The following is a 25,257-nucleotide window of genomic DNA, read 5'->3' as shown; positions in this document are numbered from 1 at the left end:
CGGGCGGTCATTCGGCGGTGGGGGCGTAGCGTCCACTCAGCTGAGGCGGAGTCCGACCCTTGTTTCCCGCTTCGGTCCATTCGTGGCGCGTCTGACGTCCCCAGGTGCGGTGCAGCTCGTCGCTGATGGTGACGCTGAGCCGGCCGAGGTCGCCCACTTGCAAGTCGATGCGGTCGCCGTCCTGAAAGGCATGCAGGCCACGGTGATTGGTTCCGGTGGCGATGATGTCGCCGGGTTCGAGGGCGTGCATGTGCGAGACGAATTCGACGGACTCGGCGATGCTGTACGCCATGTCGTCGGTGTCGAATTCCTGCTTGATCTCTTCGTTGTTCCACAGCGTGACCGGCAAGTTCTGTGGGTTCGGCACCTCGTCGGCGGTCACCAGGTACGGGCCTATCGGGCAGAAGGTCTCCCGCGACTTCATCTGGTAGAAAGCGTTCTCCCGCGGCGGAATTCCGCGTGCAGACCCGTCGATCAGGTTGGTGTAGCCGAAGATGTGGTCGTATGCATCGGCCGCCGAGACGTTGTGCGCGCGCTTGCCGATGACGATGGCCAACTCCGCCTCACCCTCGAAAATCGTTGCTGCGACGTCGGGCAACACCATGGTGTCTCCGTGCCCGATGATCGAATTCGGAGACTTGGCGAATCCGTTGATCGGCGGCCGCTCGGGCAGGGTTCCGTTCTCCATGTAGTTACGCGCCATGCAGTCGATGTTCGACGGCCGAGGGATCGGCGGGCGAATACGTACTGCGCTCAACGGAATTCCGTCACCCGCGGCCACTGCGGCTTCGAGTCGTTCGCGGTAGGTGGCCCAGCCCTCGATGACGCCGCGGATGACGTCCTGCGGGTGCGCCGCCGGGATGTCCTTGACCTCGCCACTGAGGTCGATCACGTTGCCGCCGTGGAGGACTCCGAGTTTGAAATCATCGAAAAAGAGAAGCTTCATGATGTGACACCTTTCGTTGGGGGTTGGGGGTTGGGGACAAAACGTCCGTACCGGCCACGGAAGAAGACCAGAGCACTGCCGTCTTCGGCCGAGCTGAGACTGTGTACGCGGGCCACGACGATCGTGTGATCGCCTGCCGCGTACTCGGCATGCATCTCGCAGTTGAGCCAGGCCACAGCGTCGTCCAGGGCCGGGCCCGCCGATTGCTCGTGCCAGCTCGTGCCCGCGAAACGATCGGTGTTGCGCGCCGAGAACTGGCGTGACGCCTGCTCGTGATGGTCGGCGAGAATGCTGATGCAGAACCTGCCTGCCGCTCTGATGGCCGGCCAGGTGGTCGAGGTGCGGGCTACGCAAATCGACACCAGCGCGGGGTCCAGGGAGACGGCCGTGAACGAGTTCACCGCGATCCCGGTCCGGCCGGACGCCCCCTCCGACGCTATGACGACAACGCCGGTGGGCAGGTGGCCCAATACTTTTCGGAAGAGCAGTCCCGCATCCGCTGCGGCGGGTGTTTCGGTGGTCGACGTCGCCATGAGACAGTCCATTCGGATTGCGATTCCGTCTAATGGAATCTTATTTCAACCGACTTTACGTGACGTCGAACACTGCCGTCAACCCTCGGGAAGGACGGAGTGCAGCGGACGCCATTGCGTCAGAAAGGTTTCGGGGAAATCAGTGACCCGAGTCGGTCTCGGGCATTGCGATATCGAGAGCGGACGCAGGCAGATCTCCCGCGGCACGCAGCCGCTCCGACATCTCTCGCGCCAACGAGAGCAACTGCTGAATGATTTCCGCATCACGATCGGGCTCGATCTTGCCCAGGCACAGCATCGCTGCGATGGGCCGTCGATCGGCGTCGAGGACCGGGGCCGCGATCCCGCGACCGGTATCGAACCGTTCGAAGTTGTCGACGGCGTATCCCTGTTCCTGGATGCGCGAGAACTCCTCTTCCATGGCATCCGGATCGGTGATCGTGTTCGGTGTGAATCGCCGCAGACCCTCGTTGTCGTAGAGGTTGCGACGCTGCTCGTACGGCATGTACGACAGCAGAAGCTTGCCGTCGGCCATGGCGTACGCGGGCTGCGGGTGCCCGGGCTCGAATTCGATGAACTCGGTATGCGCTCCCGCTACGCGCGAGAGCTGGACGGCCTTGACTCCCACGAGAGTGCTGAGCACCGCATCGTGGCCCGACCATTCCGCCAGACGCGAGAGGTACATCCGCGCGTCGTGCAGTACCGGATTGGTGACCATTCCGACGCTGCCGATTCCGATGGCGTGCATCCCGAGGCGGTACTTCGCGGTGCGCGAATTCTGTTCCACCCAACCGACACTGACGAGGGTGCCGAGGATGCGATGCACGCTGGCCGGCGACAGGTGGACGAACTGGGCGAGTTCGACGATGCCCAGCGGGTAGGGGTGCTCGGCCAGGGCGGTGACGATGCGGGTGGCCCGGGACACCGCACGCACGTGGCCGGCGTCTCGGTTCTCGCGCTCGTTCACAAAGCCTCCATGGGACGTGAGCTTACTAGTCGTCCCGGTCACCACACCGGTCAACGCCCCTGTGGCCGGGCTCATCACGTCATCACGGACGCCCCCGTCAGTCGGCGCACATCGTGGATCGTCACCCCCGGAGCCACTTCACGCAACGCGAAGCCTCGTGGCGTGACATCCAGAACGCCGAGATTGGTGACGACGCGGTCCACCACCGCGCGTCCGGTCAGCGGCAAGGTGCACTGCTGCACCAGTTTGGGAGTGCCGTCCTTGCCCGCGTGTTCCATGACGACGATGACGCGGCCGGCACCCGCAACGAGGTCCATGGCCCCGCCCATCCCCCGCACCATGTGACCGGGCACCATCCAGTTGGCCAGGTCGCCGGTCGCCGAGACCTCCATCGCACCGAGAACCGTCACGTCGATGTGTCCGCCGCGGATCATGGCGAACGACGTCGACGAGGATACGAACGATGCACCGGGGAGCACCGTGATCGGTTCGGTTCCGGCATTGATCAGGTCGGTGTCCAGACAATCCGGCAGCGGTGTGGGGCCCACGGCCAAAACTCCGTTCTCGCTGTGCACGGTCACTCCGAGCGAGGACGGCAGATGGTTGGCCAGGCGGGTGGGGAGACCGATTCCGAGGTTGACGCTCTGGCCGGGACGTAGTTCCTGCGCGGCCCGCCGCGCCATCTCGTCCCGGTCCCAGCCGAGGCCGGTCATGCGACCACCTCCTCCGGCACTTCGACCACACGCTGGACGAACACGCCGGAGAGCTGAACGGAGTCGGGATCGAGCTCGCCGGGTTCGACGATGCGCTCGGCCTCGACGACGGTGATGCGGCCGGCCATCGCCACATCCGGGTTGAAGTTCTGCGCCGAGGCCCTGAATATCGCATTGCCCGCAGTGTCGGCCACCGAGGCACGAACCAATGCGTAGTCCGTCACGATGCCCTCTTCGAGCACGTACTCACGCTCGCGGCCACCGAGTCCGAATCGGCGAATCTCTTTGGGAACGGACGCTTTCACCACGTCCCCGGCCGAGTTGTAGCGATGCGCCATGCCGCCGTCGGAGACGAGGGTGCCGACGCCGGTGGGGGTGAAGAAGGCAGCGATGCCGGCCCCGCCGGCCCGCAGCCGCTCGGCCAACGTCCCCTGCGGTGTCAGCTCGACCTCGAGCTCGCCGCTCATGTACTGCCGCGCGAACTCTTCGTTCGATCCGATGTACGACGCGATCACCCGGTCGATGCGGCGATCGTGCAGCAGCAGAGCCAGACCGGCACCGTTGACCCCACAGTTGTTCGCCACGACGGTCAGGCCGGAGGCACCCTGGGCACGCAGTGCTCGCACCAGCGCCCACGGCACTCCGGCGGTGCCGAATCCCCCGACGCCGATGCTCGCGCCGTGAGGAATGTCGGCGACGGCCTCTTCGGCCGACATCCGTTTACCGGCCCGCACGGCCGAATTCGAGGTCACAGCAGCACCAGCCCACCGTCGGGGCACAGCGTCTGACCGGTGATGGCCTGACTCTCCGGCTGCACCAGGAACGCGACGACGTTGGCCACGTCGTCGGGGACCAGTGGACGCGAGAGTGCCTGCCTGCGCAGCACGTCGTCCTTGACGTGCTGTTCCATGCCGCCGACCGGCGGTGGCGTCAGACCCGGTGCCACGCAGTTCACCGTGATGCCCGACGCGCCGAGGGAGCGCGCCAGCGAGCGTGACGCACCGATGAGCGCGCCCTTGCTGGCGATGTACGGCAGCATGTCCGACACCGGCGGTGGATCGAAGAAGGTGTCGGACACGAGGAACACCACGCGTCCGAAACCCCGCTCGGTCATCCCCGGTTCGAGCTCCTGGACCAGCCACAGCGGCGCTTCGACGTTGACGGCCATGACGTTGCGCAGCACCTCGGCATCCAGATCGGCAAGAGTCGCACGCTGGAACGAGACCCCGGCGTGGACGAGGACGTCGACGCGGCCGTGTTCGGCGAGCACTGCCCGTGCGGCTGCGCGCACGGCGTGTTCGTCGGACAGGTCGACCGCCGGATCACCGTGTAGGTCGAGTGCCACCACGTGGTGGCCGGAGGCGCGGAGCTGGTCGACGACAGCCGATCCGATGAATCCCGCTCCCCCGGTCACCAGTGCGACGGGGGCGTCGTCAGCCACCGAATTTGCTGTTCAGGCCGTCGAGAGCGCCGTCGATGTCCGCTCCGATTCCGACGCGGGCACCGTCCTGCATCTCCTCGGGCACGTCGGCCTCGATGGCGTATTCCACCTCGGAACCGTCGCCTGCTTCACGCACGGTGAAGGTGGCCGCGAGGTGCTGCATCGGTCCCGGCTGGCCCGGCACCAACTCGTAGGTGAGCGATCGGGCGGCGTCGTCCTGGGCCGCGATGCGGTCGAATACCGAGTCGCCGCGGGAGAAGTCGACCTTGCGGCTACCGTCGGCCTGCATCTCCACGGCGTCGATGTGCGGCTGCCAGGAGGCGTAGCCACCGAAGTCGCTGACGAAGGACCAGACCTCGTCGGCCTTGGCGGTGAGGGTGGTCGTCTTGCTCAACTGAACGATGGTCATGGTGTTCTCCTCGAATTATGTTGGTAGGTCTAGCTCTTGGCTGCAGCGAGTTTGGCCTCGGCGGCGGGGACGCTGAGCATGTCCATGTCGCCCGGCAGCGCACCGCCCATCCCTTGGAGCGCTCCGCCGGTGTGTAGATCGCCCGTGTCGATGGCGACTCCGCCGATGGTCGCGAGAAGATCCGTCACCAGCTTCTTCGCGTCGTCGTCGTCGCCTGCCATGTAGACCGCGTGCTGAGGATGGGCTCCGGCCGACAGTGTGGTCGCCATGATGTGGATGGGAGTGACGTTGAGCGCCTTGACCACTCGCGCGCCCGGTACGTACTCGGCGACCACCTCGCTCGAGATTCGGCCGCCGATGTCGATGACTCCCTGCGGGCCGGGCGCGGTTCGGTTGTTCGTCGTGTCGACGACGATCTTGCCGTCCCAGTTCTCGACGACCGAGACGGCCGCGGCGGTCTTGCCCCACGGGGTGGCGAGGAAGACGAGGTCGGTGCTGTCGACTGCCTCCTGCACCGTTCCCGCGGAGCAGTGTCCGTTGAACTCGTCGACGATGTCCGCCAACGATTCCGGGCCGCGCGAGTTGCTGAGGATGACGTCGTGTCCGGCCCGGGTGAACAGTCCGGCCAATGCCTGACCCATCCGTCCGGCTCCGATGATTCCTATTTTCATTTCTCTCCTTCTGTGGTGGTTGTTGTCGCCAGGTCCGCTTCGCTTGCGTCCCATTGGTCTCCGCCCAGGTAGCTGGCTCGGACCAGCCCCTTGTCCTGCAGCAGTACTCGGGCGTCGTGTCCGGCCGAGATGTCGCCGTGAGCCATCAGGTAGGCCCGGTCCGAGATTCCGAGTGCGAGCTCCACGTGCTGCTCGACGAGCAGGACGCCGCAGCCGGTGTCGTCGGCGAACCGGCGAATGACCGGCAGCAGTGCCTGCACGATGACCGGGGCGAGCCCGAGGCTGAGTTCGTCGAGCAGCAGCAGCGCCGGTTTGCGGGCGAGCGCCCGGCCCACGGCCAACATCTGCTGCTCGCCTCCCGAGAGAACTCCCGCAAGACGGTTGCTCAGTTTCGTCAGCGCCGGGAAGTAGTCGAAAGCGAGGTCGGCATCGAGAGTCTCACCGCGCCTGCGCAACTTGAAGTGTTCGGCGACGGTCAGACCGAAGAACAGTCCTCGATCTTCGGGCACATGCGCGATGCCGCGGCGAGCCCGATTGGTCGGTGACAGCGCTTCGAGGCTCTCCCCCTGCAGACTCACCCCGCCCTCGAACGACCGCACCAGCCCCGAGACCGCCTTGAGGGTGGTGGTCTTGCCTGCGCCGTTGGGTCCGAGCAGAGCCACCACCTCGCCTGTCCCGACCTCGATGCCGATGTCTCGCACCACCACCGATCGCTGGTAGCCGGCAGAGAGATGATCGACGCTCAGAACCGCGTTCATGATCGGTCCTTTCCTGCTGGGGCGACGTCGTGACCGAGGTACGCCGAGATCACGCGGGGATCGGATCGCACGACGTGCGGCAGTCCCTGGGCGATCACCTGTCCGAACTCGAGTACGACGACGTAGTCGCAGGTGCCGAACACGAACGAGATGTCGTGGTCGATCAGCAACATCGGCGTTCCGTGATCACCCAGGTTGCGCAATTGCTTTCCGAGAAAGGAGCTTTCGGTCGTGTCCAGGCCGGCGGCCGGCTCGTCGAGGCACAGAATGGCCGGCTCGGACGCCAGCGCCCTGGCGATTCCGACGAGTTTGCGTTGCCCCTCGGAGAGCTCGGTGGGCAGCGCCCTGGCCAGGTGGCCGATTCCGACGTCGTCGAGAGTCTTTGTCGCACCGGCGATATCGTCGACGCCGAGGCCGAACATGCCGGCGATCGTCGATCTCACGGTGGGCTGGCGTGAGGCCACGGCGAGGTTCTCCGCCACCGTCAGGTCGTCGAACAGTTCGACAGCCTGCCAGGTGCGGCACAGACCCTCCCGCACTCGTGCGTGGGGACGCAGGCCGCTGACGTCGCGGCCACCGATCTCGATGGACCCACCGGCCGGGACGAAACCGGTGATGGCGTCGACGAAGGTGGTCTTGCCGGCTCCGTTGGGTCCGATCAGGCCGACGATCTGGCCCGGGCGTACCTGCAGGTCGACGCCGCGCAGCGCGTGCACGCCGCCGAACCGTACTTCGATGTTGCGGGCTTCGAGAACGTTGGTCGTCATGTTCGCACGCTCTTCATCCGTGGCAGTTCCGGCACGAGGGTGTCGATACCGGTCGTTTTGCGTTCCTTCTTGATCGACCTCGACACGAGCAGGCCGTCCGGGAAGAACCGCAGTTGGAGCAGCAGACCGCCGCCGATGAGCAGCTGCACGTACAGGGAGATGTGGTCTGCGGGGAGCACGTATTTCTGCAGGATCAGCGGTATCACCGAGCCGATCGCTCCGAAGCCGGCCAGCACGGCTCCCTGCGGCAGCGTCACGCCGAGTACGTAGACGCTCGCCACCAGAGTCAGCGCAACCGAGATCCCGTAGCTGTTCGCCGAGACGGTGCCGAACTGGTAGGCGTACATCACGCCGGCCACTCCGGCCAGAGCCGAGGTGATGCCGAAGGCGACGATCTTGACCGTCCGCACGTTGACTCCGGCTGCGGCTGCGGCACGTTCGTTGGAGCGGATGGCCAACATCTGACGACCGAGGTCGCTGTTGCGGAGGTAGACCACACCCATGTACGCGAGGGTGGCGACCACCAGTGCGACGAGTCCGAACATCGGGCTCGGTAGTGCGCCGTCCAGTCCGCGCAGTCCGGAGTCGGGTCCGAAGTTGAATCCGAACAGCGTGGGTGAGGCCACGGGTGCCCCGGTCTGACCCCCGCCCCACTCGGAGTTGGCGAACACGAATTGTTCGATGGCCACGGCCGCGGCGAGGGTCACCACCACCAGGGTCACTCCGCGCACCCTCAGGGCCGCGGCTCCGATTCCCACGCCGAGTGCGGTCGCCGCGAGAACGGCGATGATCGGGGCGGCCGGGAAGCCGAGACCGAATTCGGTGCCGAGCCGCGAGACTGCGAACGCGGCGAATCCGGCGAGCGCGAGCTGCACCACCGACAACTGCCCGACGTATCCCATGATGACGATGAACGACAGGCACAGGACGGTGGCGACCAAGCCGGTGGTGATGGCCTGACGTAGGTCCGAGGGGAGGACGAGCAGAGCGATCGCTCCGACGACGAAGACCGGGCCGACGCGGCGCAGCAGGTGCTCCTGGCGGGGCACCGCCGGCAGCGAGCGTCCGACGAATTCGCCGCGCTGCGGCAGTGTCGAACCCTTCCACCACAGTGCGATGACGATCAGCAGGAACTCTGCGAGCTGCTGCAACCCGGGCGGGGTGATTCCGTCCTGCGTCGGGAACCAGTCCATGGTCGAGGCGTAGGACAGCAGCGACTCCGCCATCCCGATGAGAAGACCTGCTGCGCAGGCAATTCCGATCGAGCTGAAACCCGCGAACAACGCAGCGGCCAAGGCCGGGATCACCAGCAGCGGCAGCGTCGAGGCGCTGACTCCGACGATGGAGGCGGCAAGGATGCCGACGAAGCCGGCCGTGACATAGGCGAGTACGGAGTTGGCCAGCGAGATCGACGACGGCGACAACCCGGCCAGTACGGCCGAACGCTCGCTCTCCGACGCCGCGCGGGTCGCGATTCCGAAGCGGGTGAAGCGGTAGAGCGCCGCCAGTGCCGTCGAGATCAGGACGACCACTGCGGCCAGAATCAGTTGTGCCACCGGCACTGTCACGCCGCCGACCTCGACGACCGAGTCGGTCAATACCGCTGGGCTGTTGAGCGGAGCGGTGCCGAACACGAGCTGGACCACCGCTTGCAGCAGCAGCAGTACGCCGATGGACGCGACGAGTTTGGCGAGGGGCGAGGCGGATCTGAGCGGTTTGACGGCGGCGAACTCGACCATGACGGCGAGCAGAGCCATCGCCAGCAGCGTGACGACTATTGCTGCGGGAGTGGTCAATGCGGGGGCGAAGAACCCGGTGCGCAGGGACCAGAAGAGGTAGCCGGCGACCATGACCACGGCACCGGCCGCGATGTTGATCGTTCCGCTACCGCGCCAGCTGAGTACGACGCCGACCGCGATCATCGCGATCAGTGCGCCGGTACCCAACCCGAGCAGAGCGAACAGGAAGACGGTATCCATGCGCTACGCCCGCCCGAGTCGAATCGTGGGCCCGGCCATCACGCGAGCGGTGCCGGCGAGAGATCGAAGTGCTCCTGGGCGAACATCTGCGCAAAGGTCTCCCACTGCAGGCCCACATTGGTTCGCGCCGTGGACATGTCGCGGTAGTAACGCTGCATGCGTGAGCCGTTGCGGCCGCCTTCGCTGGTTCCCGAGGTACGGAACAGCAACTCGACGGCTTCCCAGGCGAGATTGACGGCGTGGTGGGTGCTGGCGTTGATGTTCATCAGGTCCTCGGGCTCGAACTCGCCGCCGTCCTGTACCGACGACGCGCACAGCTCGGAGTAGTGCTGGCTCATCTTCACCAGAATGTCCTCGGCCGCACGGATCTTGCCGGCCGCGACGCCCCAGTAGCGCTGGAAATCCGGGGACGTGAAGCGCGGAAGTGGGTTGGGGCCCATGGTCTTCTTGGTCCGCAGGATGCGCTCGTATTCGTCGAGCGCGGCCCAGGCGCAGCCCACGAGTACCGAGGTGATCTCGAGCTGCAGGTAGCCCATGGGATGGCCTGCGTACATCGGATTGCCGTGCAGCTCGTAGCCGGGGGTCTTCAGTCCACCGCGGAACTGCAGCAGGCTGCCGCGCACCACGTTCTCCTCCGGCACCGCGGTGCCGGTGACGGTGATGCTGTTCGAGCCGCTGCCGCGCATGCCGAATGCGCGCTCTTTCCAATCGTCCTGCAGGATCCAGCCGTTGCGCGGAACGAGAGCCAATCCCTGGCCGGTCTTCTCGCCACCCTCGATGAGCCGGACCGCGAGAATCGCGTGGGTCGAGTAGGGCGATCCCGAGCAGTAGTCCCAGGTTCCGTCGACGCTCCAGCGACCGTCGTCCTGCAGCGTCGCGGTGCCCATCGGCACGCCGCGCATCGGCGCTGCGAAGTCCCCGCCGGGTCCGATCGCCTCGGCTTGTGCCTTCTCGTCGAACAATCCACCGATCTGTAGTCCGTGGCCGGAGGCCAGGCACAGGCACCAGCCCGAACCCGGGCAACCGCGGGCGATTTCGATGATCATCCTGACGAACGAGGTGACGTCGTATTCGAGCCCACCGAATCGCTGCGGGAGCAAGGTGCGGTAGAAGCCGGCCTCCTTGAACAACTCGTGCGTCTCGGGCGAGTAGGTGCCGCGAGCGTCCGTCGAATCCTGTTCTGCGAGCAGATGATCACGGAACGATCGTGCTCGTTCGATGAGGACTTCCGGACTCGACGCGGGGCTGGAATGTTCGACGGTGTGGTTGGCTACAGCGGTCATGATGGTCTTCTTTCTCGAGAGTGTGGGGGCTGTCGGAGATCGATGTGTCAGGAGCCCGATGGTTCGAGCCAGTCGGTGAGCGCGGTGTACGAGCCGTTGCCGGTGTATTCGAAGACTCGGGTCTGGGCACCGCACAGGCCCGGCTCGGCGGTGTTCGCGCCGCAGGCGACGGTGGCGCTACCCAACAGCAGTGGGCCGGTGAAAGACCTCGCCTGTTCGGCGATCGCCGGCGCGGTTGCTTCGGAACCGCCTGCGGCATTGAGGAATCGGGTCGCGGTGGCGACCAGGCCCCATGCGAGGGCGGCGTCGGGAGTGGCCTGGGACGTCTCGGACAGTCCGGCGGTCGTCGAGGCGTCGATGTACGACTGGACGTCGGGCTGGCTCATGTCGGCAACGTTGGTCTGGGTCGAGATCTGCTGCCACTTCGGTGCGTCACCGCCGAGTCCCTGCGCCACCTGGTCGGTGAAGCAGAAGGAGCCGGCTCCGATGATGGGGGCCGTCACGGCCAGGGTGTCGAGGGCCTTGGCCGCGGCCACGCAGGTCGGCGGAGTCGAGACGAGCGGGACGATGGCATCGGCGTCCGATGCCCCCGAGGCCACAGCTGCGGCGGTGAGGTTGGTGGTCGACGGGTCGAAGCCGACGGCCTTGACCTCGATACCGACCGAGTCCAGTGCAGTCTGCAGAACCTTTGCACCGTCCGCACTTTGAGCGTTCTGCGGGTAGATCAGCGCCACCGACTTCGCGCCGACCACAGTGTCCAAGTAGGTCGTCAGTCCACGGAAGATCGACGACGGGTTGCCGTTGTAGATGAAGACGTTGTCGCTCTGAGCGTCGGTGGAGCTGATGGAGTTGGCCATCAGGATCGGCTTCTGTCCCTTGTTGACCGCCAGGAACGACTGATTGCCGGTGATGGTCGAGCCGAACAGCACGGTCCGGACGTCCGGATCGTTGACCAGTTGCAGGCCGCAACTGTTGCCGTCCTGCTCGTTCTCGACGACGAAGCACGTCTCGAGCTTCAGCGGATGCCCGTCGATACCGCCGAGGTTCTCGTTCACGTACTTCACGGCGGCCTCGGCACCGTCGGTGGCGGCCGGGAATCCGAGCGCACCGCCCTGCTGATTGACCCATCCGATGGTGACGGGTTCGAGGCTCTGATCGGCTGCGCCTGCGGTTCCTCCGGTGTAGTCGACCAGGTCGGTGACAGCCGAGGTGTTGGTCTGGTCCGTGGCTACCGCCGTCGAACCGCCGGTGGCAGTGCCGGTCGGTGATGCCGCTTCGGCGGCGCAGCCGGCGAGTACGGCCGACATGGTTGCCGCGATGACCATCACCTTCGCGGACTTCGACCCGGCCCTGATGGGACGGGAGGGTATGAGAGACATTGGGGTTCTTCCTTCGAGAGCGCGTGCGGGGTGCTCACGCGGTCTCGTGGACTACTCGCGTGGCCTTCGTGGAATGCGATTCCGAGGTACGGAATCGAGACTAGCCATGTGAGGGCCATCACACAACCCTCAATTCCTTCGGGTTTTCTGTGCGTTTCGACCCTCGCCTGACAGTCGATCAGGATGCGTCGGACTGCAGATGCACATCGAAGAAGGCGAAGACCTTCTTCCAGCCGTCCACCGCCTGTGCCTGCTGGTAATGCGGATGGTCGGTAGCGAAGAACCCATGTCCCGCACCGTCGTAACGATGAAACTCGAAATCTTTGCCGAGCCTGGTCAGCTCACGTTCGATGTCGTCGACCTGCGTCGGATCCGGATTGGTGTCGTCGTTTCCGAAGATCCCCAACAGCGGAGCCGACATGTCGGGAGCCCGATGAATGACTCCCCGTGAGGGGGCGTTCGGCTTCGTCGGATCGGGAGCCTGCGGCACGATGCTTCCGCCCCAGCAGTCCACGGCTGCGTCCAACGCCGGTACGTCGCACGCCGCGAGGAAGGCCTGCCGTCCACCGGAGCAGAATCCGATCACCCCGGCCTTGCCGTTGGATCCGGGCTGCGATTTCAGGTAGTCGGTGGCCCCGGCGATGTCGCCCATCACCTGGTCGTTGGGCATGGCCTTTCCCAATCCCTCGGCCCGGGCCGCCGCGGCGACCTCGGCCCAGTGCCCGGGACCGCGGCGGTGATAGAGATTCGGCGCGAGGGCCGCGTATCCGCACTCGGCGAACCGTCGGACCACCTCTTTGCACCAGAAGTCGAGCCCGGGTGCGTGGTGCAGCACGACGACGCTGCCCACCGGATCGGCAGCGGTCGGCCGAGCCGAATAACCCTCGATGCGGTCACCGTTGTGGCCGGTGAACGCAACCACCTCGGCGATCATTCCTTCTTTCAACGCTCTTCTCCTCCGCGGTCCCGGCCGGGTTTCCTACGCCGCGACCATCTCGTCGAGGCGGCTGCGCAACTCCTCCTCCGACAGCGAGAGATCGATGGGCTCACTGAACGGCTGCGGCCATTCGATTCCGGTGTGCCAGTACACCTCCACTCGGTTTCCCTCGGGGTCGCGGAAGTAGCAACCGAGCGCATTGCCGTGATTGCTGATGTGGTCGATGTCGTACTTGCGCTCCACGATCTGGGCATAGAACGCACGCAGGTCGGCCAACGAATCGACGACGAACGAGAGCTGCTGCGGATCGGTGTGGCGTTCGAGGTTCTTCGCGAGCAGAATCTCGTGATGCTCCTCCGACGGCCGCGAACTGAGAAAGACGCGGCGTTCGTCGCGGTCGGTGACGGTCATTCCGAGGAATGTCGAGTAGAACTCCATCATGATCTCGGGGTCGGAGACGAACAATCCGACGTGGCCTAGACGGGTGACTTTGGGCATGAGAGTGAGCCTTTCGATGATGTGGTGGATGGGATTTGAAGGGCCTGGCAGTTCAGATGAACGAGACCGATCCGGTGACGACATCGAGCAGATGGTCGAGATCGTCGGGAAGCGCGTCGCCGCGCCACGCGACATGGTGATCCGAGCGGATCAATGTCGCTCCGGCGGAATATAATTCACACAGATCGGTGAGGTCGGGATCCTCGACGGTGAGGATCTGCAGTGGCACCTTGCGTTCTGCCGCGGCATCGGTGAGAGCGCCGTGTTCGACGTCGCCGAGGACAAGGAGCGTGAAGCCGTTCCCCAGGTGGTCGTACAGCGACGAGCCGTCCGCGAGCCAATGATGCGGTGCACGATTTCCGGGATAGGACGACGGTACGTAGTCCTCGAAAGACGGTGCAGGTTGGTCGGTTCCGTCACGGTAGATGATGGGAGACGACGAGTAGCGGTAGCCGAGTTGGCCGCCCATTCGCTTGAACTGACGGGCCTTTTGGATCGCGATGTCCTCGGCCACCTGGGCGCGGATCGCTTCACCGACGGGGCCGTCGTCCTCGATGCCGTCGCGCACCAACTCCCTCGAGCCCACGGCCTGATTGCTCTCGCAACCGGCGAGGATGAAGCGCGCTGCTTCACCGCGTTCGATGCTGTAGCTCGGGAGCATGAGGGGACCGCCCCAACCGTCGATCAACGCGGCGAGTTTCCAACCCAGGTCGGCGGCGTCACCGATACCGATGTTCATGCCGAATCCGCCCATCGGTGAGACCATGTGTGCCGAGTCGCCGGCCAGCAGTACGCGGCCGAAGTCGAATCGAGGTGCCTGGATCGAGTGCGTGATGAAGGTACCGCCCGCGAGTGGCTCGACCTCGAATTCCTCGCCGATCGCGCGAAAGAGCATGGCGCGGCAGGCTTCCCAGTCGTCACCATCGACGTCCTCGGGTACGGGCGAGCAGAAGTAGGCCCAGTGATCGGTGCCCGACTGCGGCACCAGACTGTCGCCGGCACGGTCCTCGTTGTAGAACAGCAGCATCGAGGCCATCGGAGTGGCCTTCCACAGCTCGGCCAGTGCCGGAGCCTTGATGTGCCACAGGAAGCTGCGTGCGAGGTTGGGATGACCTTCCATTCGCACGTTGAGGCCGTCACGACGGAGTCGGCTGCGACTGCCCTCGGAGACCACCATGTACTGCGCCAGCAGCGTCTGTTCGCCGTCCGGGGTGGCAACGGTGACGGTCACCCCGTGGTCGTTCTGCTCGAATCTCTTCACTTCGTTCTGGAAGCGCAGATCGATGAGAGGAAGGGACTTCACGCGGTCCCGCAGCGTCTTCTCGATCGCCTCGTTCGGGGCCCATTCCGCGACCTCGGACGCGATGGGTAGCCGCTCCGACCACTCGTATGCGCGGGGAAACCTCAAAACCTCGTGACCGGTCAGACGGGTCACGAAGGCCACGTCACGGTAGACCATAGGGCTCACAGGATCGTTGTCGCGCAACGCATCTGCGATGCCCCAGCGTCGGAAGTGCTCCATGGAGCGAACGTTGGTCATGTTGGCGCGTGCGACGATCCGTTCCTCCTCCGAACGCTTCTCGAACAGCACGCTCGGGATACCGCGAAGGGCGAGATCGATGGCCAACGCCATCCCCACCGGCCCCGCACCCGAGATCGCGACGGGTACTTCGTTGGAACGAGATGCCACTGTCCACTCCTCTGAATTCCATGAACGATTCCATCTGATGGAATGTGTTTCCAAGATAACAGCGGGTTCGAGAAGTGGCAAGCATCACGTTTCGCTACTGACGGGTACCGCGACCGCGAGCTGGGCGTTGCCGGCGGGGCCTGGGTGTCGCCGGCGGGTTCCCGATCTCGCAAACGCGCGCGCATTCGTCATACGCGCGCACATTCGTGACGCGAAACCACTCGCGTTCGGCAAACGCGCACGCGTTTGCGAGGACTCAGGGGGTGCACAGACGAGGCGAAGGTCGACGTACGCCGTTCAATTCCGTGACAGCACAATGGTTTCCCCGACGGTGTGTACGATCACCGCCATGAGTGCCCCACCTTTCCCTCGAATGCAGTGGGTGCCCGGCGGCCCGTTTCGGATGGGGTCGGACTGGGTCGACTATCCCGAGGAAGCACCCGTTCACGAGGTGAGTGTCGACGGGTTCTGGGCAGACGAGACTCCGGTGACCATCACCCAGTTCAAACGGTTCGTCAAAGCCACCGGGTATGTGACGGTGGCGGAGCGGCCGATGGATCCGGCGGACTACCCGAATGCCGATCCAACGCGTCTGGTCCCGAGTTCGCTGGTGTTCACCCCGACGCAGGGCCCGGTGGATCTGACGAATTGGCAGGGTTGGTGGCGGCTCGTCCCGGGGGCGAACTGGGCACATCCGGAGGGCCCGGGGTCCGGTGTCGACGGTCGCGAACTGCATCCGGTCACCCATGTGAGCTGGGAGGACGTGAACGCCTACGCCCAGTGGGCAGGCAAGGAACTACCCACCGAGGCCGAGTGGGAACGCGCGGCTCGTGGCGGGTTGAACGGCGCGACCTACGCTTGGGGAGACCAACTGGCGCCGATGGGTACGCAGTTGGCCAACTACTGGATCGGAGAATTTCCGTGGCAGAACCTCAAACCGGTCGCCGACCGTAGGACCACGGCCGTGCGTTCGTATCCGCCGAACGGCTACGGCCTGTACGACGTCACCGGAAACGTATGGGAGTGGACGGCGGACTTCTACCGCACCGATCACAGCGAGACCGCCACCCATGCCTGCTGCGGACCGGCAGTCGATCCGCGGGTCGCGTCGGCCGAGGGCAGCCACGATCCGAGCAATCCCGCCGGGACCATCTCGCGTCGGGTCATCAAGGGCGGATCCCACCTCTGCGCCGAGAACTATTGCCGCCGTTATCGTCCCGCAGCTCGGCAGGCGCAACCCGTCGACTCCGGGATGTCCCACATCGGGTTTCGCTGCATCGTCAGAGGCTCCACACCGACTCGCTGAGCCAGACCGCCCGCTGAACGGGTCTCAGTCGGACCGAACACGACTGCGCGGTGGTCCGGCGGGACCGCATCGTCCACCCTCGCGCAGTGCGACCACAGTCCACCCTGCGCCCACCATGGACAGGACCAATACAGCTCCAATTGCGATCATGGACCAACAATGGACTGCTTTCGGCCGAAAATGTGCAGTCCAGTGTGCAAGAGTGGCATGCATGGACTCGTACGATGCGACCGCGATCTCGGCCCCGGAATTGGCCGCACGGATCGGCCCGTCGACGTTGCGGAACAGATCCGGTGGTCCCCTCTACCTCAAGATCGCCGACGAGCTGCGTCGGCTCATCGAGAGCGGTGAGGTATCGGCTCAGACGCGGCTGCCTGCCGAGCGGGCGCTGTCGATCAGTTTGGACGTCAGTCGGGTGACGGTTGCGTCGGCCTATCGTCATCTTCGGGAGAGCGGCTGGATCAGCGCCCAGCGAGGCTCGGGTACCTATGTTTCCCCGACGGGTTCGCTACCGTCCTGGGGATCGCTGGCCGGCGACCGGGAGACTGCCAATTTGGAGTTCGTCAACGCGTCCCCCTCGGCCTCGCCTCTGTTGTCCGATGCGTACGGCGTTGCGGCAGAGAAGATTCGAGACCGTTTCTCCCTGGGTGGCTACGCTCCGTCCGGTTTGTTCGAGCTCCGCGAAGCCATTGCCGCGTACTACCGAGCGCGTGGAGTACCGACCACGGCCGACAACGTTCTCGTCACCTCCGGTGCCACCGACGCCATCCACGCGGTGTTGGCCACGTTCACCGAGCCCGGTGCCCGGGTGCTGGTGGAGCACCCGACGTACCCGGGTGTCGTCGAACTCGTTCATTCACTGGGCGGGCGCTGCATCCCGGTTCCCATCGACCCGGACGACACCGATGAATTCGTGACATCGGCAGATCGAGCCACTCGACAGAGCGCTCCGACGCTAGCGTATTTCATGCCCGACTTCTCCAATCCGTCCGGCGCGCGGCTGCCCCTCCGAACGCGCCGACAACTGTCTGCCACCATGCACCGCCACGCGGTGCTGACGATCGTCGACGAGGTCGCAGCTGATCTGTCTCTCGTTGGGTCGCCCGACATCGAACCGTTCGGAGCCGCAACTCCGGATGTTGCGACGGTGACGATCGGGTCGACGAGCAAGACGGTGTGGGGAGGGCTGCGAGTCGGCTGGGTTCGAGCCGAAGCAGGTCTGCTGACGAGAATCGCCGCAACCTATGCGCGACGACAACTTTCGGTGTCCGTCATCGATCAGCTGGCTGCGGTCGAGTTGATGGGCAAGTACGACGAGGTTCGTCGGGTGCGCGCGGAGGCATCGAGAGTTGCTCGTGACCACACCGTCGCAGTGATGCGTGACCAGTTGCCGGATTGGCACTTTCGAATTCCCGACGGCGGATTGGCCCTGTGGTGTTCCCTACCCGACGGCATCCGATCCAGTTCCCTCGTCGCCGAAGCCCATTCGCACGGATTGCTGCTGGCGCCGGGGCTGCGATTCGGAACGGGGTATGCCTTCGACGACCATCAGCGCATACCGTTCACGCGGTCGCTTCCCGACATCAGCTCGGCCGTGGAGATCCTCGCCGGCCTCAGCTCCGCGGGTACGCCTGCACCGACCATCGCGTCGAGCAGACCCGCAGCGGTGGTGTGAGCCCCGACGTCGATCGCAAACGCGCGCGCGTGCGCGAGACGCTCGCGAATCGGTCACCTGTTCGCCAGCTGAATCGCGCGCACCTGACAAATGCGCGCGCGTTTGCGGCCTCGACAGCAGCAGGCAGCCCGTGACTCAGGGCCGAAGGGACTCGACGATGGCCGCGATACGCCGCTCGCGGGTGTCGTTACGGTTCGCGTCGGCTACGGATCTTGCGTGTTCTTTTCGCGTCGACGGTGACAGCGCATCGAACGCTGCGCGAACAGCGGGATCCGCATCCAAAGCTTGCGCCAAGGCCTGCGGTAGCTCGACGACCCGCGGCTGGTCGTCCAATTCGATAGTCACGTCGACGGTGTCGCCGGCCTCGACGCCGAGTGTGGCGCGAACGCTCTTGTTCAGTCCGAGCAGGTTTTCTCCGCCCATCCGGCCGATGCGCCCCTGCACCGTTTGCTCACCGATCGTGAACCGAACCGGTGGAGTCTTGGTGGAACCGAGGGACGCGACCTGCTCGTCACTGAGCACGATCGCTGCCGCGGGGCCCCGTGATTCGAGCATTGTGGATATCCGCAGAACCGTTGCTGCCATGCGGGCAGGATATCCGTCGATGGTGCAGTTGGCGTCCACAATTCGCGTCAGCAAGCGGAATTTCCTTCATCGGCGTCGAATAGTGGACAGCGAGTGCACCTGGCCGACAGCGATCAGGCCTCGGCTTCCACGATTCGCTTGATTGCCGCCAGGGTCCGAGGGATACCGTCGAGTGCCGCCTGGCTACGAGTGTCGATTTCCTTCTGCGCGTCGTCGCCGAACTTGCGGTGAAAGTGCGCGATACCGCCTGGCAGGAAGTTCCAGTTCTCGGTCAGGCGTGTGCCACCGTCCACCGATTCGAGGGTGTAGCCCCAACGGACGAAGTTGTCGCCCACCACCCAAGCGAACTCGCGGCCGGGTTCGGCTGCCGCCACTGTCGACACGGTCTCCCACGTGCGGCCCGGCACCACGTTCCGGCCGGTGAAGGTCGATCCGACGCCACCGCCGTCGGCCTCGTTCCACCAGCATTCCTGGCAGATCGGGCTCCATTCTCCTGTTCGGGTGATGTCGGAGACGACGGCGTACACGTCGTCGACCGACGCAGCGACGACGACGGAATCGGAGAACTCGAGTGCAGTCATCTCTCCATTGTCCCTCCGAAGGCCACGAAGCTGTGAGCAGACTCGCTGCCCACAGCAGAACAATTGGCGTGCAACCGAATTCGTATTCAGACTCGGATCATGAGCGAATCACCCCGAATGTTCCCGCCCGAACTTCGCAACCAACTACTGCGGCACCGAGTCCTGGTGCTCGACGGCCCCCTCGACGACGACAACGGCACCGTCCTCACCACTCACCTACTGACGTTGGCCGCCGACAACTCCTCGGCCGACATCGCCCTGTGGATTCACTCACCGGGCGGATCGGTTCCCGCGATGCTCGCCATCCGCGATGTGATGAGACTCGTCCCGTGCGACGTCTCGACCCTCGCCCTCGGATTGGCCTGCAGCGCTGGTCAATTCCTGCTGTCGTCAGGCACGCGCGGAAAGCGCTATGCCCTGCCCCATTCGCGGATACTGATGCATCAGGGGTCCGCCGGCATCGGTGGGTCGGCCGTCGAAGTCGAGGTACAGGCCAACGATCTGCGCCATACCCGAGATACGGTGCTCGGTCTCATCGCCGACGACACCGGGCAAACACGCGAGCAGATCTTCGACGACTCCCTGCACGATCGCTGGTTCACCGCGGAGGCTGCCCGCGAGTACGGGTTCGTCGATGCGATCGTCGACTCGTTCGATCAGGTCATGCCCGCGCGGCGGGCGTCGTTCGGAATGGAGTTGGCCCGATGAGCACGTACACGATTCCCAATGTCATCACCCGAGATTCGCGCGGCGAACGCGTCGTCGATGTCTATTCGCACTTGCTCAGTGAGCGCATCGTCTACCTCGGTACCGGTATCGACGCCGGAGTCGCCAACGCGATGATCGCGCAACTGCTGCACTTGGAGGCCGACTCCCCCGACCAGGAAATCTCGATGTACATCAATTGCGAGGGCGGCGACACCGCTGCCATGCTCGCCGTCTACGACACGATGCAATTCATCGGATCACCCATCGCCACAACATGTGTGGGGCAGGCCGTCGCGGCAGGAGCCGTGCTGCTCGCAGCGGGAGCGCCGGGGCGCCGTTCGGCGTTGACCCACAGCCGGGTGGTGCTGCATCAGCCTGCGGCGCAGGGCCGAGGGACCATCCCCGATCTGATTCTGGCTGCCGACGAGGTGGTTCGAGTACGGGCGGAGATGGAAGCGATTCTCGCGAAGCACACGGGACGCGACGTCGAGAAACTCCGCCACGACACCGACCGTGATCTGGTGTTGACGGCACCGGCTGCGCGTGACTACGGCGTCGTCGACCAGGTACTGGAGGGTCGTCAGGCCGCCATCAACGTCGCGTCGCCTCGGGACAGGTCGTGATGCGCCAGTCCTGAGATCTCCGCCATGGACGTGCCCAGTGCACCGACGACGGCCGCAAGAATCTCACTCGACGGATCCTTGCGGCCGCGTTCCAGCTCCGACAAGTACTGCGGCGCAATGCCTGCCCGGGCAGCGGTGTCGGCCAGAGTGTCACCGCGAGCGTGTCTGCGCTCGCGTAGCCTTCGACCGACTACTTCGCGCCACAACGGTTCCACTGCGCGTGCTGCTCGACGCTCATCGATTCGTATCACCTCGCCCATGATCGGAGCCTAGGCCTCGATTCCACGACGGGTCGGCAATTCTGCTCAGAGCAGAGAGCCCGGCTTCACGAACGTCTTCGCAAAGCGCTTCTGCCAGGGCGTTTCCATGGCCCGAGGCGAGTACCGTCGCCGAACGTAGTCGATGGCCGTGTCGCCGGGCAGACCGTCGAGCGCGACGAGACACGCCAATGCGGTGCCAGTTCGTCCGACACCGCCGGTGCATGCAATCTCGACTCTCTCGGTTGCGCAGCGTCGCAGCACTTCTCGAAGCACGACCTCGAGTTCTTTCGAGTCGGACGGGAGCCAGAAGTCGGGCCAACGAACCCAGCGACTGTCCCAGTCGAACCCGCCGGGATCCTTGCCCTGCAAGTAGACCCCGAAATCCGGTGAAGGTCCATCAGGCATCGGGTCACGCAATGCGCGTCCACGAACTACGCTGCCCGACGGCAACTGCAGCACGCCCGGGCTGTGTGCGTCCCACATCCGGCGCTCAGCGTCGAAAGTCACCTGCGTGCACCCGGTTTCGTCCACTCGATCGTGTGTCGAAAACCTATGCGGTGTCGCATCATCGCACCCGGTAGCCACTTGTCGACCATGTCCTCGATCTCGTCGAAACTCACCACGGGGTCCTTGACCGGGAACTGTGGCGGCGGTGCTGTCACCGGGCTCGGCCATGGGTGGTGCAGAAATCCGATCAGGGGATTGGTCACGATGGAGACCGAATCCCACAGCAGATCTCGCAGGCTTCGCGGTGGTGCGAGCCCGACGATAAGTGCCCGCCCGCCCGGCGCAAGTATTCGTTCGACATGACGCAATGCGTCGTCCATGTCGAGGTGATGCAGGACGGCGACCATGGTCACGAGATCGATCGAATTGTCTGCCCAGGAGTCGAGTTGGCGATCAGTGATCGACACATTGTTCAGATCGGCAGAGGTGACCTCTGCGATTCGGCGCATCTCCGAATCGGAGTCCACCCCGGTGACCTGATCGAAGTGTGGGGCCAACGCACGCACGAGACCGCCTCGCCCACAGCCCATGTCGACTGCTCGGATACGCCGGTCCGGCAGATTCGCCAGAATCCAGCTGTGAAAGTAGTCGTTGTGACTCCACGGGTGTCGCTCGTTCAGCGCGCGAACCCACTGGGCCCCTCTGCCTCCAGTAAGGGACGTTCCCATTCGTCTCAGCACCACGAGTTCAGTATCCGTCAGGTGCGGCGATACGGCCTCGCCCATTCAGGTCAACGCAACCACGCGTCCAGGGCCTGTTGGACGAGTGCTGGAGCTTCGAGCGGACTCAGATGCCCCACACCCGGGAGGGTGATCACAGGCGATCGACCCGGCACCAACTGTCGCAGTCGATATGCCTGTTCGACGGGAATCCAGGGGTCCTGCTGGCCCCATCCGATCGAGGTGTTGCAGCGGACCCGGGGAAGGGCATCGACGATGGCTCGCGTGTGTTCGGGGCTCAGTTCGGCGATCTGTCGGTAGAACGCAGGCTGACCCTCATCGGATATCCAGGGTTCGGTCAACATCGCCACGATATCTGCGTCCAGCCGCTGATGTGCTGCTCCCGCCATGTATTCGAAGACAAGTGCCCTGTGCAAAGGAACCGGCAACGCGGCGAAGATGTCACTGTTGTCCGCGACGAGCCGGAAGAATTCGGATCCCCACGGGTCCAGGGTCACCACGTCCCACAAGAACAAGCTGTCGTAGTCACGGCCGTGCATCAGGTGGGCTCCCAGGGCGACTGCACCGCCGATATCGTGCGCGACGACGAAGGGGCTCTCCAACCTCCAGTGGTCGAGCAACATTGCGAAACGCAGCATCTGGGTGGGCAGGTCGGTCCGAACATCGGATCCCTGTGCGGACCGGCCGTATCCGGGCATGTCCCAGAGATAGACGCGATGCCCAGCACTGAGGTGGCGAGCGGCCTGCGCCCAGACCTGAGCCGACCAGGGAGTTCCATGGCAGAACACAACATCAGAGGAGGGCACGTCCACCTCGGGAGCCAGCTCGTAGGTCGCCACCCTATCGCCGCCCACGGACACGAAGATGGGCTCTGGTAGATCGAATCTGTCGATTGTCACGGGGGTGAACGTAATACTTCAGGTCGACCTGAAGTCAACGTGAGAGCATCGGCGGGTGAAGATCGGAGATGTTGCGCAGGAACTCGACGTTCCGACCCACGTCCTCAGACATTGGGACGACGTCGGAGTCGTTGTACCCGAACGCCTACCGTCTGGTCACCGCGACTACAGCGAAGAGCACATACGCCGACTGCGAGTGTTGCGCGCGTGCCAGGGCGTGGGGATCAGCTTGGCCGATATTCGTCTGATACTTCATCGAGACGAGTCCGAACGAACCGTGGTCATCGCGGAACATTTGGCTCGAATACGTCGGCAACGAGCTGAACTCGACAGTGCCGAGCGCTTTCTGACGCATGTCATCGACTGCAAACACGATCTGCTCACCCGATGCCCTCAGTGCAGCGAGTACTCCACGACCGTGGACGTCAATTCCGATGTGCGGTAGACGCCAGGACCACGGACGCAGAGGTGTTCGACATGGAGAAGATTCCTGACAAAACCTCCTTCAAGCGCGGACGAGTGTCGCGAGTTCACGAAGGTAGGCGCCCGGCGTAATTCCGGCGACGCCGCGAAAGTCGTTGATCAGGTGAGCTTGATCGACGTAGCCCAGGTCGGCAGCAATCTGGGCAGCGTCGGCTGCGGGGAGCGACAAACGTTGCAACACTTCTTGCAGTCGAACTCGTCGGGCAACTGCTTTGGGGCCCATCCCGAGTGACGATCGCATCGCCCTCTGCACGGCACGTTCACTGACCCCGAGCATTCCTGCCACCGATTGCCCGGGTTTTCTGCCGACACCCTGTGCTAAAGCATCGACTGCGGCGTTCGCGAGAAGATGTTCGGCAGTCGGCGGTCGGTTCCCCAGCATCTCAGTGATCACCGAATCTGCCCGTAGAGCATGGTCGGCAGCCGAATCCTGCCCAGAGATGCTACCTAGCATGCCGAAGAGAAGTTGGTCGGTTTCTTCAGTGATCGGTTGCGCCGCAATAAGTCTGGTCGGATCGAGGTCGGACACGACCGCCAGTCCAGCTGGACGCAGCCGCACGGCGAACACGAAGCCTCGACCTTCTATCGTCCTGGACCACGCCCTGCGCTGAACATTGGTGATCATGAACGGCGCAGGCACTGCACCGGTCTCCACACTGACCGTGACTGCCGGAAACTCGAGGACTCGCTGTTCGACGGTTTCGTCCGTAGACAATTCCCATCGCACACTCCAGTACGCGTCGACAACATCTCGAACCTCTGCAGCCGGTTCGTGCCAGGTTGCGTCGAAGCGACGAAGATGCGCGGGAGCCATGACGCCGGAACGTTCGTGAACGTCGATGGGCTTGGACGCGACCTGCCTTTCTTCCATGTCGCAATTCTGCAATACGCCAAGCCTCGAATCTCGAGACGATCACGTCATGACGAACAATTCTTTGACCGTTGTCAGCCGAGCCGCCCCGGTATCCCCTGTCCTGATCGGAACGGTTCCGCCGATGATGGTCGGTGAACGTGCAAAGGCGCGGCATGGACATTCGGATGTCGACCACGCCCTGAGGACGCAGCCGGGCCGAAGGCGAGTGTCGTGAACTGGTTGGGAGTAGCCGTGGCAGCGGTTGCGTACTACGCCCTCGGCGCGCTGTGGTTCGGCCCCTTGTTGGGGCGCGCGTGGGATCGTTCGATCGGGCATGACCGGTCGCAGACGGGAGGCCGATTCCCGTTGTCCTACTACGTGGTTCCACTCTGCTGCTCGGCGGTGACGACCATTGTGATCGCTCTAGTGCTCGACGTCATCGACTCAGACGCCGTGGTATCGGGTGTAATCGTCGGACTCGGTGTCGGGTTGGCCACCGCCGCCGCATCATTGACCAACGCGCTGACGCCCCATACTCCACAGCCGTTTGTATTCGGAGCTGTCACCGCGAGCTACCACCTCATGGGAGCAGCAGTAGCGGGCGCAGTCCTCGGAGTCGTTTGAGTCGAGTCCTGCATCGACCCACTCGGCCGCCCCGACTTGACGCCATGTCTTGTGGAGGATCGACTGGACGCGTACATCTCCCTGTTGATGACCGCGCGTGGTCACTGAGCTTCCAGTACCTCCTCGAGTCTTTTCAGGTCGTCGGCGACCATGCCGAGATCACGCTCGAATTCCTCGTCGCTCAGTTCGATTTGCCGGACCGTGAACAGAATCTCCGCGCCGTTCGGATGACTCAGCACTCTTACGGGATTGTTCACGACGGTCCCCGACGGCAGTGTCACGTCATGATCGAGAACACCGAGATCGTTGTGCGGCACGAAGCGTACTGCCACCTGTCCCATCGGCGAATCAACGAGAAGCCGATCACCGTCGATGGTCACCGGGCTGTTCGCCAGTCCTGCTGCCCATTTGGGCAAGTTCGCAGGATTCGCGGCGAATTCGTACACTTCGTCGGGTGTGCGCCTGATAACTCGAGCCACATGCCTACTTGCCACAAAGGGTT

At 64.4% G+C, this 25,257-nt stretch carries 30 protein-coding genes; 6 read left to right on the top strand and 24 right to left on the bottom strand.

Annotated elements, in window-relative coordinates:
• Nucleotides 1–7: 7 nt before the first annotated feature.
• The 16 genes from CH276_RS05070 to CH276_RS04995 form a co-directional block, all read right to left on the bottom strand.
• The gene (locus CH276_RS05070) at nucleotides 8–946 is read right to left on the bottom strand and encodes a fumarylacetoacetate hydrolase family protein (protein WP_094630228.1); all 939 of its coding nucleotides are present in this window, start codon (nucleotides 944–946) and stop codon (nucleotides 8–10) included.
• The gene (locus CH276_RS05065) at nucleotides 943–1,479 is read right to left on the bottom strand and encodes a flavin reductase family protein (RefSeq protein ID WP_217901384.1); all 537 of its coding nucleotides are present in this window, start codon (nucleotides 1,477–1,479) and stop codon (nucleotides 943–945) included. The genes CH276_RS05070 and CH276_RS05065 overlap by 4 nt, the downstream gene beginning before the upstream one ends.
• A 139-nt stretch (nucleotides 1,480–1,618) precedes the next feature.
• Nucleotides 1,619–2,446: an IclR family transcriptional regulator gene (locus CH276_RS05060; protein ID WP_176459104.1), complete on the bottom strand. Its 828-nt coding sequence runs from the start codon at nucleotides 2,444–2,446 to the stop codon at nucleotides 1,619–1,621.
• Between the two features lie 74 nt (nucleotides 2,447–2,520).
• A complete protein-coding gene (locus tag CH276_RS05055) occupies nucleotides 2,521–3,159 on the bottom strand; it encodes a 3-oxoacid CoA-transferase subunit B (RefSeq protein ID WP_094630225.1) in 639 nt (212 codons plus the stop codon).
• On the bottom strand, nucleotides 3,156–3,875 hold the full coding sequence (locus CH276_RS05050; RefSeq protein ID WP_094630224.1) for a CoA transferase subunit A: 720 nt from the start codon (nucleotides 3,873–3,875) through the stop codon (nucleotides 3,156–3,158). The genes CH276_RS05055 and CH276_RS05050 overlap by 4 nt, the downstream gene beginning before the upstream one ends.
• Nucleotides 3,876–3,907: 32 nt before the next feature.
• Complete coding sequence (locus CH276_RS05045; RefSeq protein WP_094630223.1) at nucleotides 3,908–4,600, bottom strand: SDR family NAD(P)-dependent oxidoreductase; 693 nt, start codon at nucleotides 4,598–4,600, stop codon at nucleotides 3,908–3,910.
• Complete coding sequence (locus CH276_RS05040) at nucleotides 4,593–5,009, bottom strand: SRPBCC family protein (RefSeq protein ID WP_094630222.1); 417 nt, start codon at nucleotides 5,007–5,009, stop codon at nucleotides 4,593–4,595. The genes CH276_RS05045 and CH276_RS05040 overlap by 8 nt, the downstream gene beginning before the upstream one ends.
• A gap of 29 nt (nucleotides 5,010–5,038) precedes the next feature.
• A complete protein-coding gene (locus CH276_RS05035; protein WP_170944598.1) occupies nucleotides 5,039–5,680 on the bottom strand; it encodes an NADPH-dependent F420 reductase in 642 nt (213 codons plus the stop codon).
• Complete coding sequence (locus CH276_RS05030) at nucleotides 5,677–6,438, bottom strand: ABC transporter ATP-binding protein (protein ID WP_217901383.1); 762 nt, start codon at nucleotides 6,436–6,438, stop codon at nucleotides 5,677–5,679. The genes CH276_RS05035 and CH276_RS05030 overlap by 4 nt, the downstream gene beginning before the upstream one ends.
• On the bottom strand, nucleotides 6,435–7,205 hold the full coding sequence (locus CH276_RS05025; RefSeq protein ID WP_094630219.1) for an ABC transporter ATP-binding protein: 771 nt from the start codon (nucleotides 7,203–7,205) through the stop codon (nucleotides 6,435–6,437). The genes CH276_RS05030 and CH276_RS05025 overlap by 4 nt, the downstream gene beginning before the upstream one ends.
• A complete protein-coding gene (locus CH276_RS05020; protein ID WP_094630218.1) occupies nucleotides 7,202–9,184 on the bottom strand; it encodes a branched-chain amino acid ABC transporter permease in 1,983 nt (660 codons plus the stop codon). The genes CH276_RS05025 and CH276_RS05020 overlap by 4 nt, the downstream gene beginning before the upstream one ends.
• A 38-nt stretch (nucleotides 9,185–9,222) precedes the next feature.
• Entirely contained in the window at nucleotides 9,223–10,467 is a 1,245-nt protein-coding gene (locus tag CH276_RS05015) for an acyl-CoA dehydrogenase family protein (protein ID WP_094630217.1), read from the bottom strand.
• Nucleotides 10,468–10,514: 47 nt separating this feature from the next.
• Complete coding sequence (locus tag CH276_RS05010) at nucleotides 10,515–11,846, bottom strand: ABC transporter substrate-binding protein (protein ID WP_094630216.1); 1,332 nt, start codon at nucleotides 11,844–11,846, stop codon at nucleotides 10,515–10,517.
• 178 nt (nucleotides 11,847–12,024) lie between these two features.
• Nucleotides 12,025–12,792, bottom strand: a complete 768-nt coding sequence (locus CH276_RS05005; RefSeq protein WP_254924155.1) for a dienelactone hydrolase family protein — start codon at nucleotides 12,790–12,792, stop codon at nucleotides 12,025–12,027.
• Between the two features lie 33 nt (nucleotides 12,793–12,825).
• The gene (locus tag CH276_RS05000) at nucleotides 12,826–13,281 is read right to left on the bottom strand and encodes a VOC family protein (RefSeq protein ID WP_037193869.1); all 456 of its coding nucleotides are present in this window, start codon (nucleotides 13,279–13,281) and stop codon (nucleotides 12,826–12,828) included.
• Between the two features lie 52 nt (nucleotides 13,282–13,333).
• The gene (locus CH276_RS04995) at nucleotides 13,334–14,971 is read right to left on the bottom strand and encodes an FAD-dependent monooxygenase (protein WP_094630213.1); all 1,638 of its coding nucleotides are present in this window, start codon (nucleotides 14,969–14,971) and stop codon (nucleotides 13,334–13,336) included.
• 349 nt (nucleotides 14,972–15,320) lie between these two features.
• Between CH276_RS04995 and CH276_RS04990 the strand changes: the two genes are divergently transcribed.
• A complete protein-coding gene (locus tag CH276_RS04990) occupies nucleotides 15,321–16,277 on the top strand; it encodes a formylglycine-generating enzyme family protein (RefSeq protein ID WP_254924154.1) in 957 nt (318 codons plus the stop codon).
• A 211-nt stretch (nucleotides 16,278–16,488) separates the two neighbouring features.
• On the top strand, nucleotides 16,489–17,952 hold the full coding sequence (gene yczR, locus CH276_RS04985) for a MocR-like transcription factor YczR (protein WP_094630211.1): 1,464 nt from the start codon (nucleotides 16,489–16,491) through the stop codon (nucleotides 17,950–17,952).
• 135 nt (nucleotides 17,953–18,087) lie between these two features.
• On the opposite strand, the gene CH276_RS04980 is transcribed toward yczR, so the two are convergent.
• A complete protein-coding gene (locus CH276_RS04980; RefSeq protein ID WP_254924152.1) occupies nucleotides 18,088–18,591 on the bottom strand; it encodes a YdeI/OmpD-associated family protein in 504 nt (167 codons plus the stop codon).
• A 59-nt stretch (nucleotides 18,592–18,650) separates the two neighbouring features.
• Nucleotides 18,651–19,118, bottom strand: coding sequence for an SRPBCC family protein (locus tag CH276_RS04975; protein WP_094630210.1), 468 nt, complete (start codon nucleotides 19,116–19,118; stop codon nucleotides 18,651–18,653).
• A gap of 99 nt (nucleotides 19,119–19,217) precedes the next feature.
• Between CH276_RS04975 and CH276_RS04970 the strand changes: the two genes are divergently transcribed.
• Complete coding sequence (locus tag CH276_RS04970) at nucleotides 19,218–19,826, top strand: ClpP family protease (protein WP_094630209.1); 609 nt, start codon at nucleotides 19,218–19,220, stop codon at nucleotides 19,824–19,826.
• Nucleotides 19,823–20,449, top strand: a complete 627-nt coding sequence (locus CH276_RS04965; protein ID WP_094630208.1) for a ClpP family protease — start codon at nucleotides 19,823–19,825, stop codon at nucleotides 20,447–20,449. The genes CH276_RS04970 and CH276_RS04965 overlap by 4 nt, the downstream gene beginning before the upstream one ends.
• On the opposite strand, the gene CH276_RS04960 is transcribed toward CH276_RS04965, so the two are convergent.
• The 4 genes from CH276_RS04960 to CH276_RS04945 are packed head-to-tail and all read right to left on the bottom strand — an operon-like array spanning nucleotide 20,407 to nucleotide 22,795.
• Nucleotides 20,407–20,709 carry a helix-turn-helix domain-containing protein gene (locus CH276_RS04960; protein ID WP_032396143.1) on the bottom strand — a complete coding sequence of 101 codons (303 nt, stop codon included), beginning with the start codon at nucleotides 20,707–20,709 and terminating at the stop codon, nucleotides 20,407–20,409. The genes CH276_RS04965 and CH276_RS04960 overlap by 43 nt on opposite strands.
• Before the next feature lie 45 nt (nucleotides 20,710–20,754).
• Nucleotides 20,755–21,192, bottom strand: a complete 438-nt coding sequence (locus CH276_RS04955; RefSeq protein ID WP_094630207.1) for a protein-tyrosine phosphatase family protein — start codon at nucleotides 21,190–21,192, stop codon at nucleotides 20,755–20,757.
• A 20-nt stretch (nucleotides 21,193–21,212) separates the two neighbouring features.
• Nucleotides 21,213–21,899 (bottom strand): class I SAM-dependent methyltransferase, encoded by a 687-nt coding sequence (locus tag CH276_RS04950; protein ID WP_254924151.1) that lies wholly within the window; start codon nucleotides 21,897–21,899, stop codon nucleotides 21,213–21,215.
• 47 nt (nucleotides 21,900–21,946) lie between these two features.
• Nucleotides 21,947–22,795, bottom strand: a complete 849-nt coding sequence (locus CH276_RS04945) for an alpha/beta fold hydrolase (protein ID WP_254924150.1) — start codon at nucleotides 22,793–22,795, stop codon at nucleotides 21,947–21,949.
• A 55-nt stretch (nucleotides 22,796–22,850) separates the two neighbouring features.
• Between CH276_RS04945 and CH276_RS04940 the strand changes: the two genes are divergently transcribed.
• Complete coding sequence (locus CH276_RS04940; protein WP_094630205.1) at nucleotides 22,851–23,240, top strand: MerR family transcriptional regulator; 390 nt, start codon at nucleotides 22,851–22,853, stop codon at nucleotides 23,238–23,240.
• 60 nt (nucleotides 23,241–23,300) lie between these two features.
• Here CH276_RS04940 and CH276_RS04935 read toward each other — a convergent pair whose 3' ends face one another.
• A complete protein-coding gene (locus CH276_RS04935) occupies nucleotides 23,301–24,149 on the bottom strand; it encodes a helix-turn-helix domain-containing protein (protein ID WP_094630204.1) in 849 nt (282 codons plus the stop codon).
• A gap of 213 nt (nucleotides 24,150–24,362) precedes the next feature.
• Between CH276_RS04935 and CH276_RS04930 the strand changes: the two genes are divergently transcribed.
• Nucleotides 24,363–24,755 carry a DUF1761 domain-containing protein gene (locus tag CH276_RS04930; RefSeq protein ID WP_094630203.1) on the top strand — a complete coding sequence of 131 codons (393 nt, stop codon included), beginning with the start codon at nucleotides 24,363–24,365 and terminating at the stop codon, nucleotides 24,753–24,755.
• Between the two features lie 101 nt (nucleotides 24,756–24,856).
• On the opposite strand, the gene CH276_RS04925 is transcribed toward CH276_RS04930, so the two are convergent.
• Nucleotides 24,857–25,171: an SRPBCC family protein gene (locus CH276_RS04925; protein WP_306436602.1), complete on the bottom strand. Its 315-nt coding sequence runs from the start codon at nucleotides 25,169–25,171 to the stop codon at nucleotides 24,857–24,859.
• Nucleotides 25,172–25,257: the final 86 nt, after the last annotated feature.

This window comes from Rhodococcus sp. 06-470-2 (assembly GCF_002258235.1).
Classification (GTDB): Bacteria; Actinomycetota; Actinomycetes; order Mycobacteriales; family Mycobacteriaceae; genus Rhodococcoides.
Note: the sequence above shows the minus strand (reverse complement) of the source record. Positions and strands in the feature narration are given on the sequence as shown.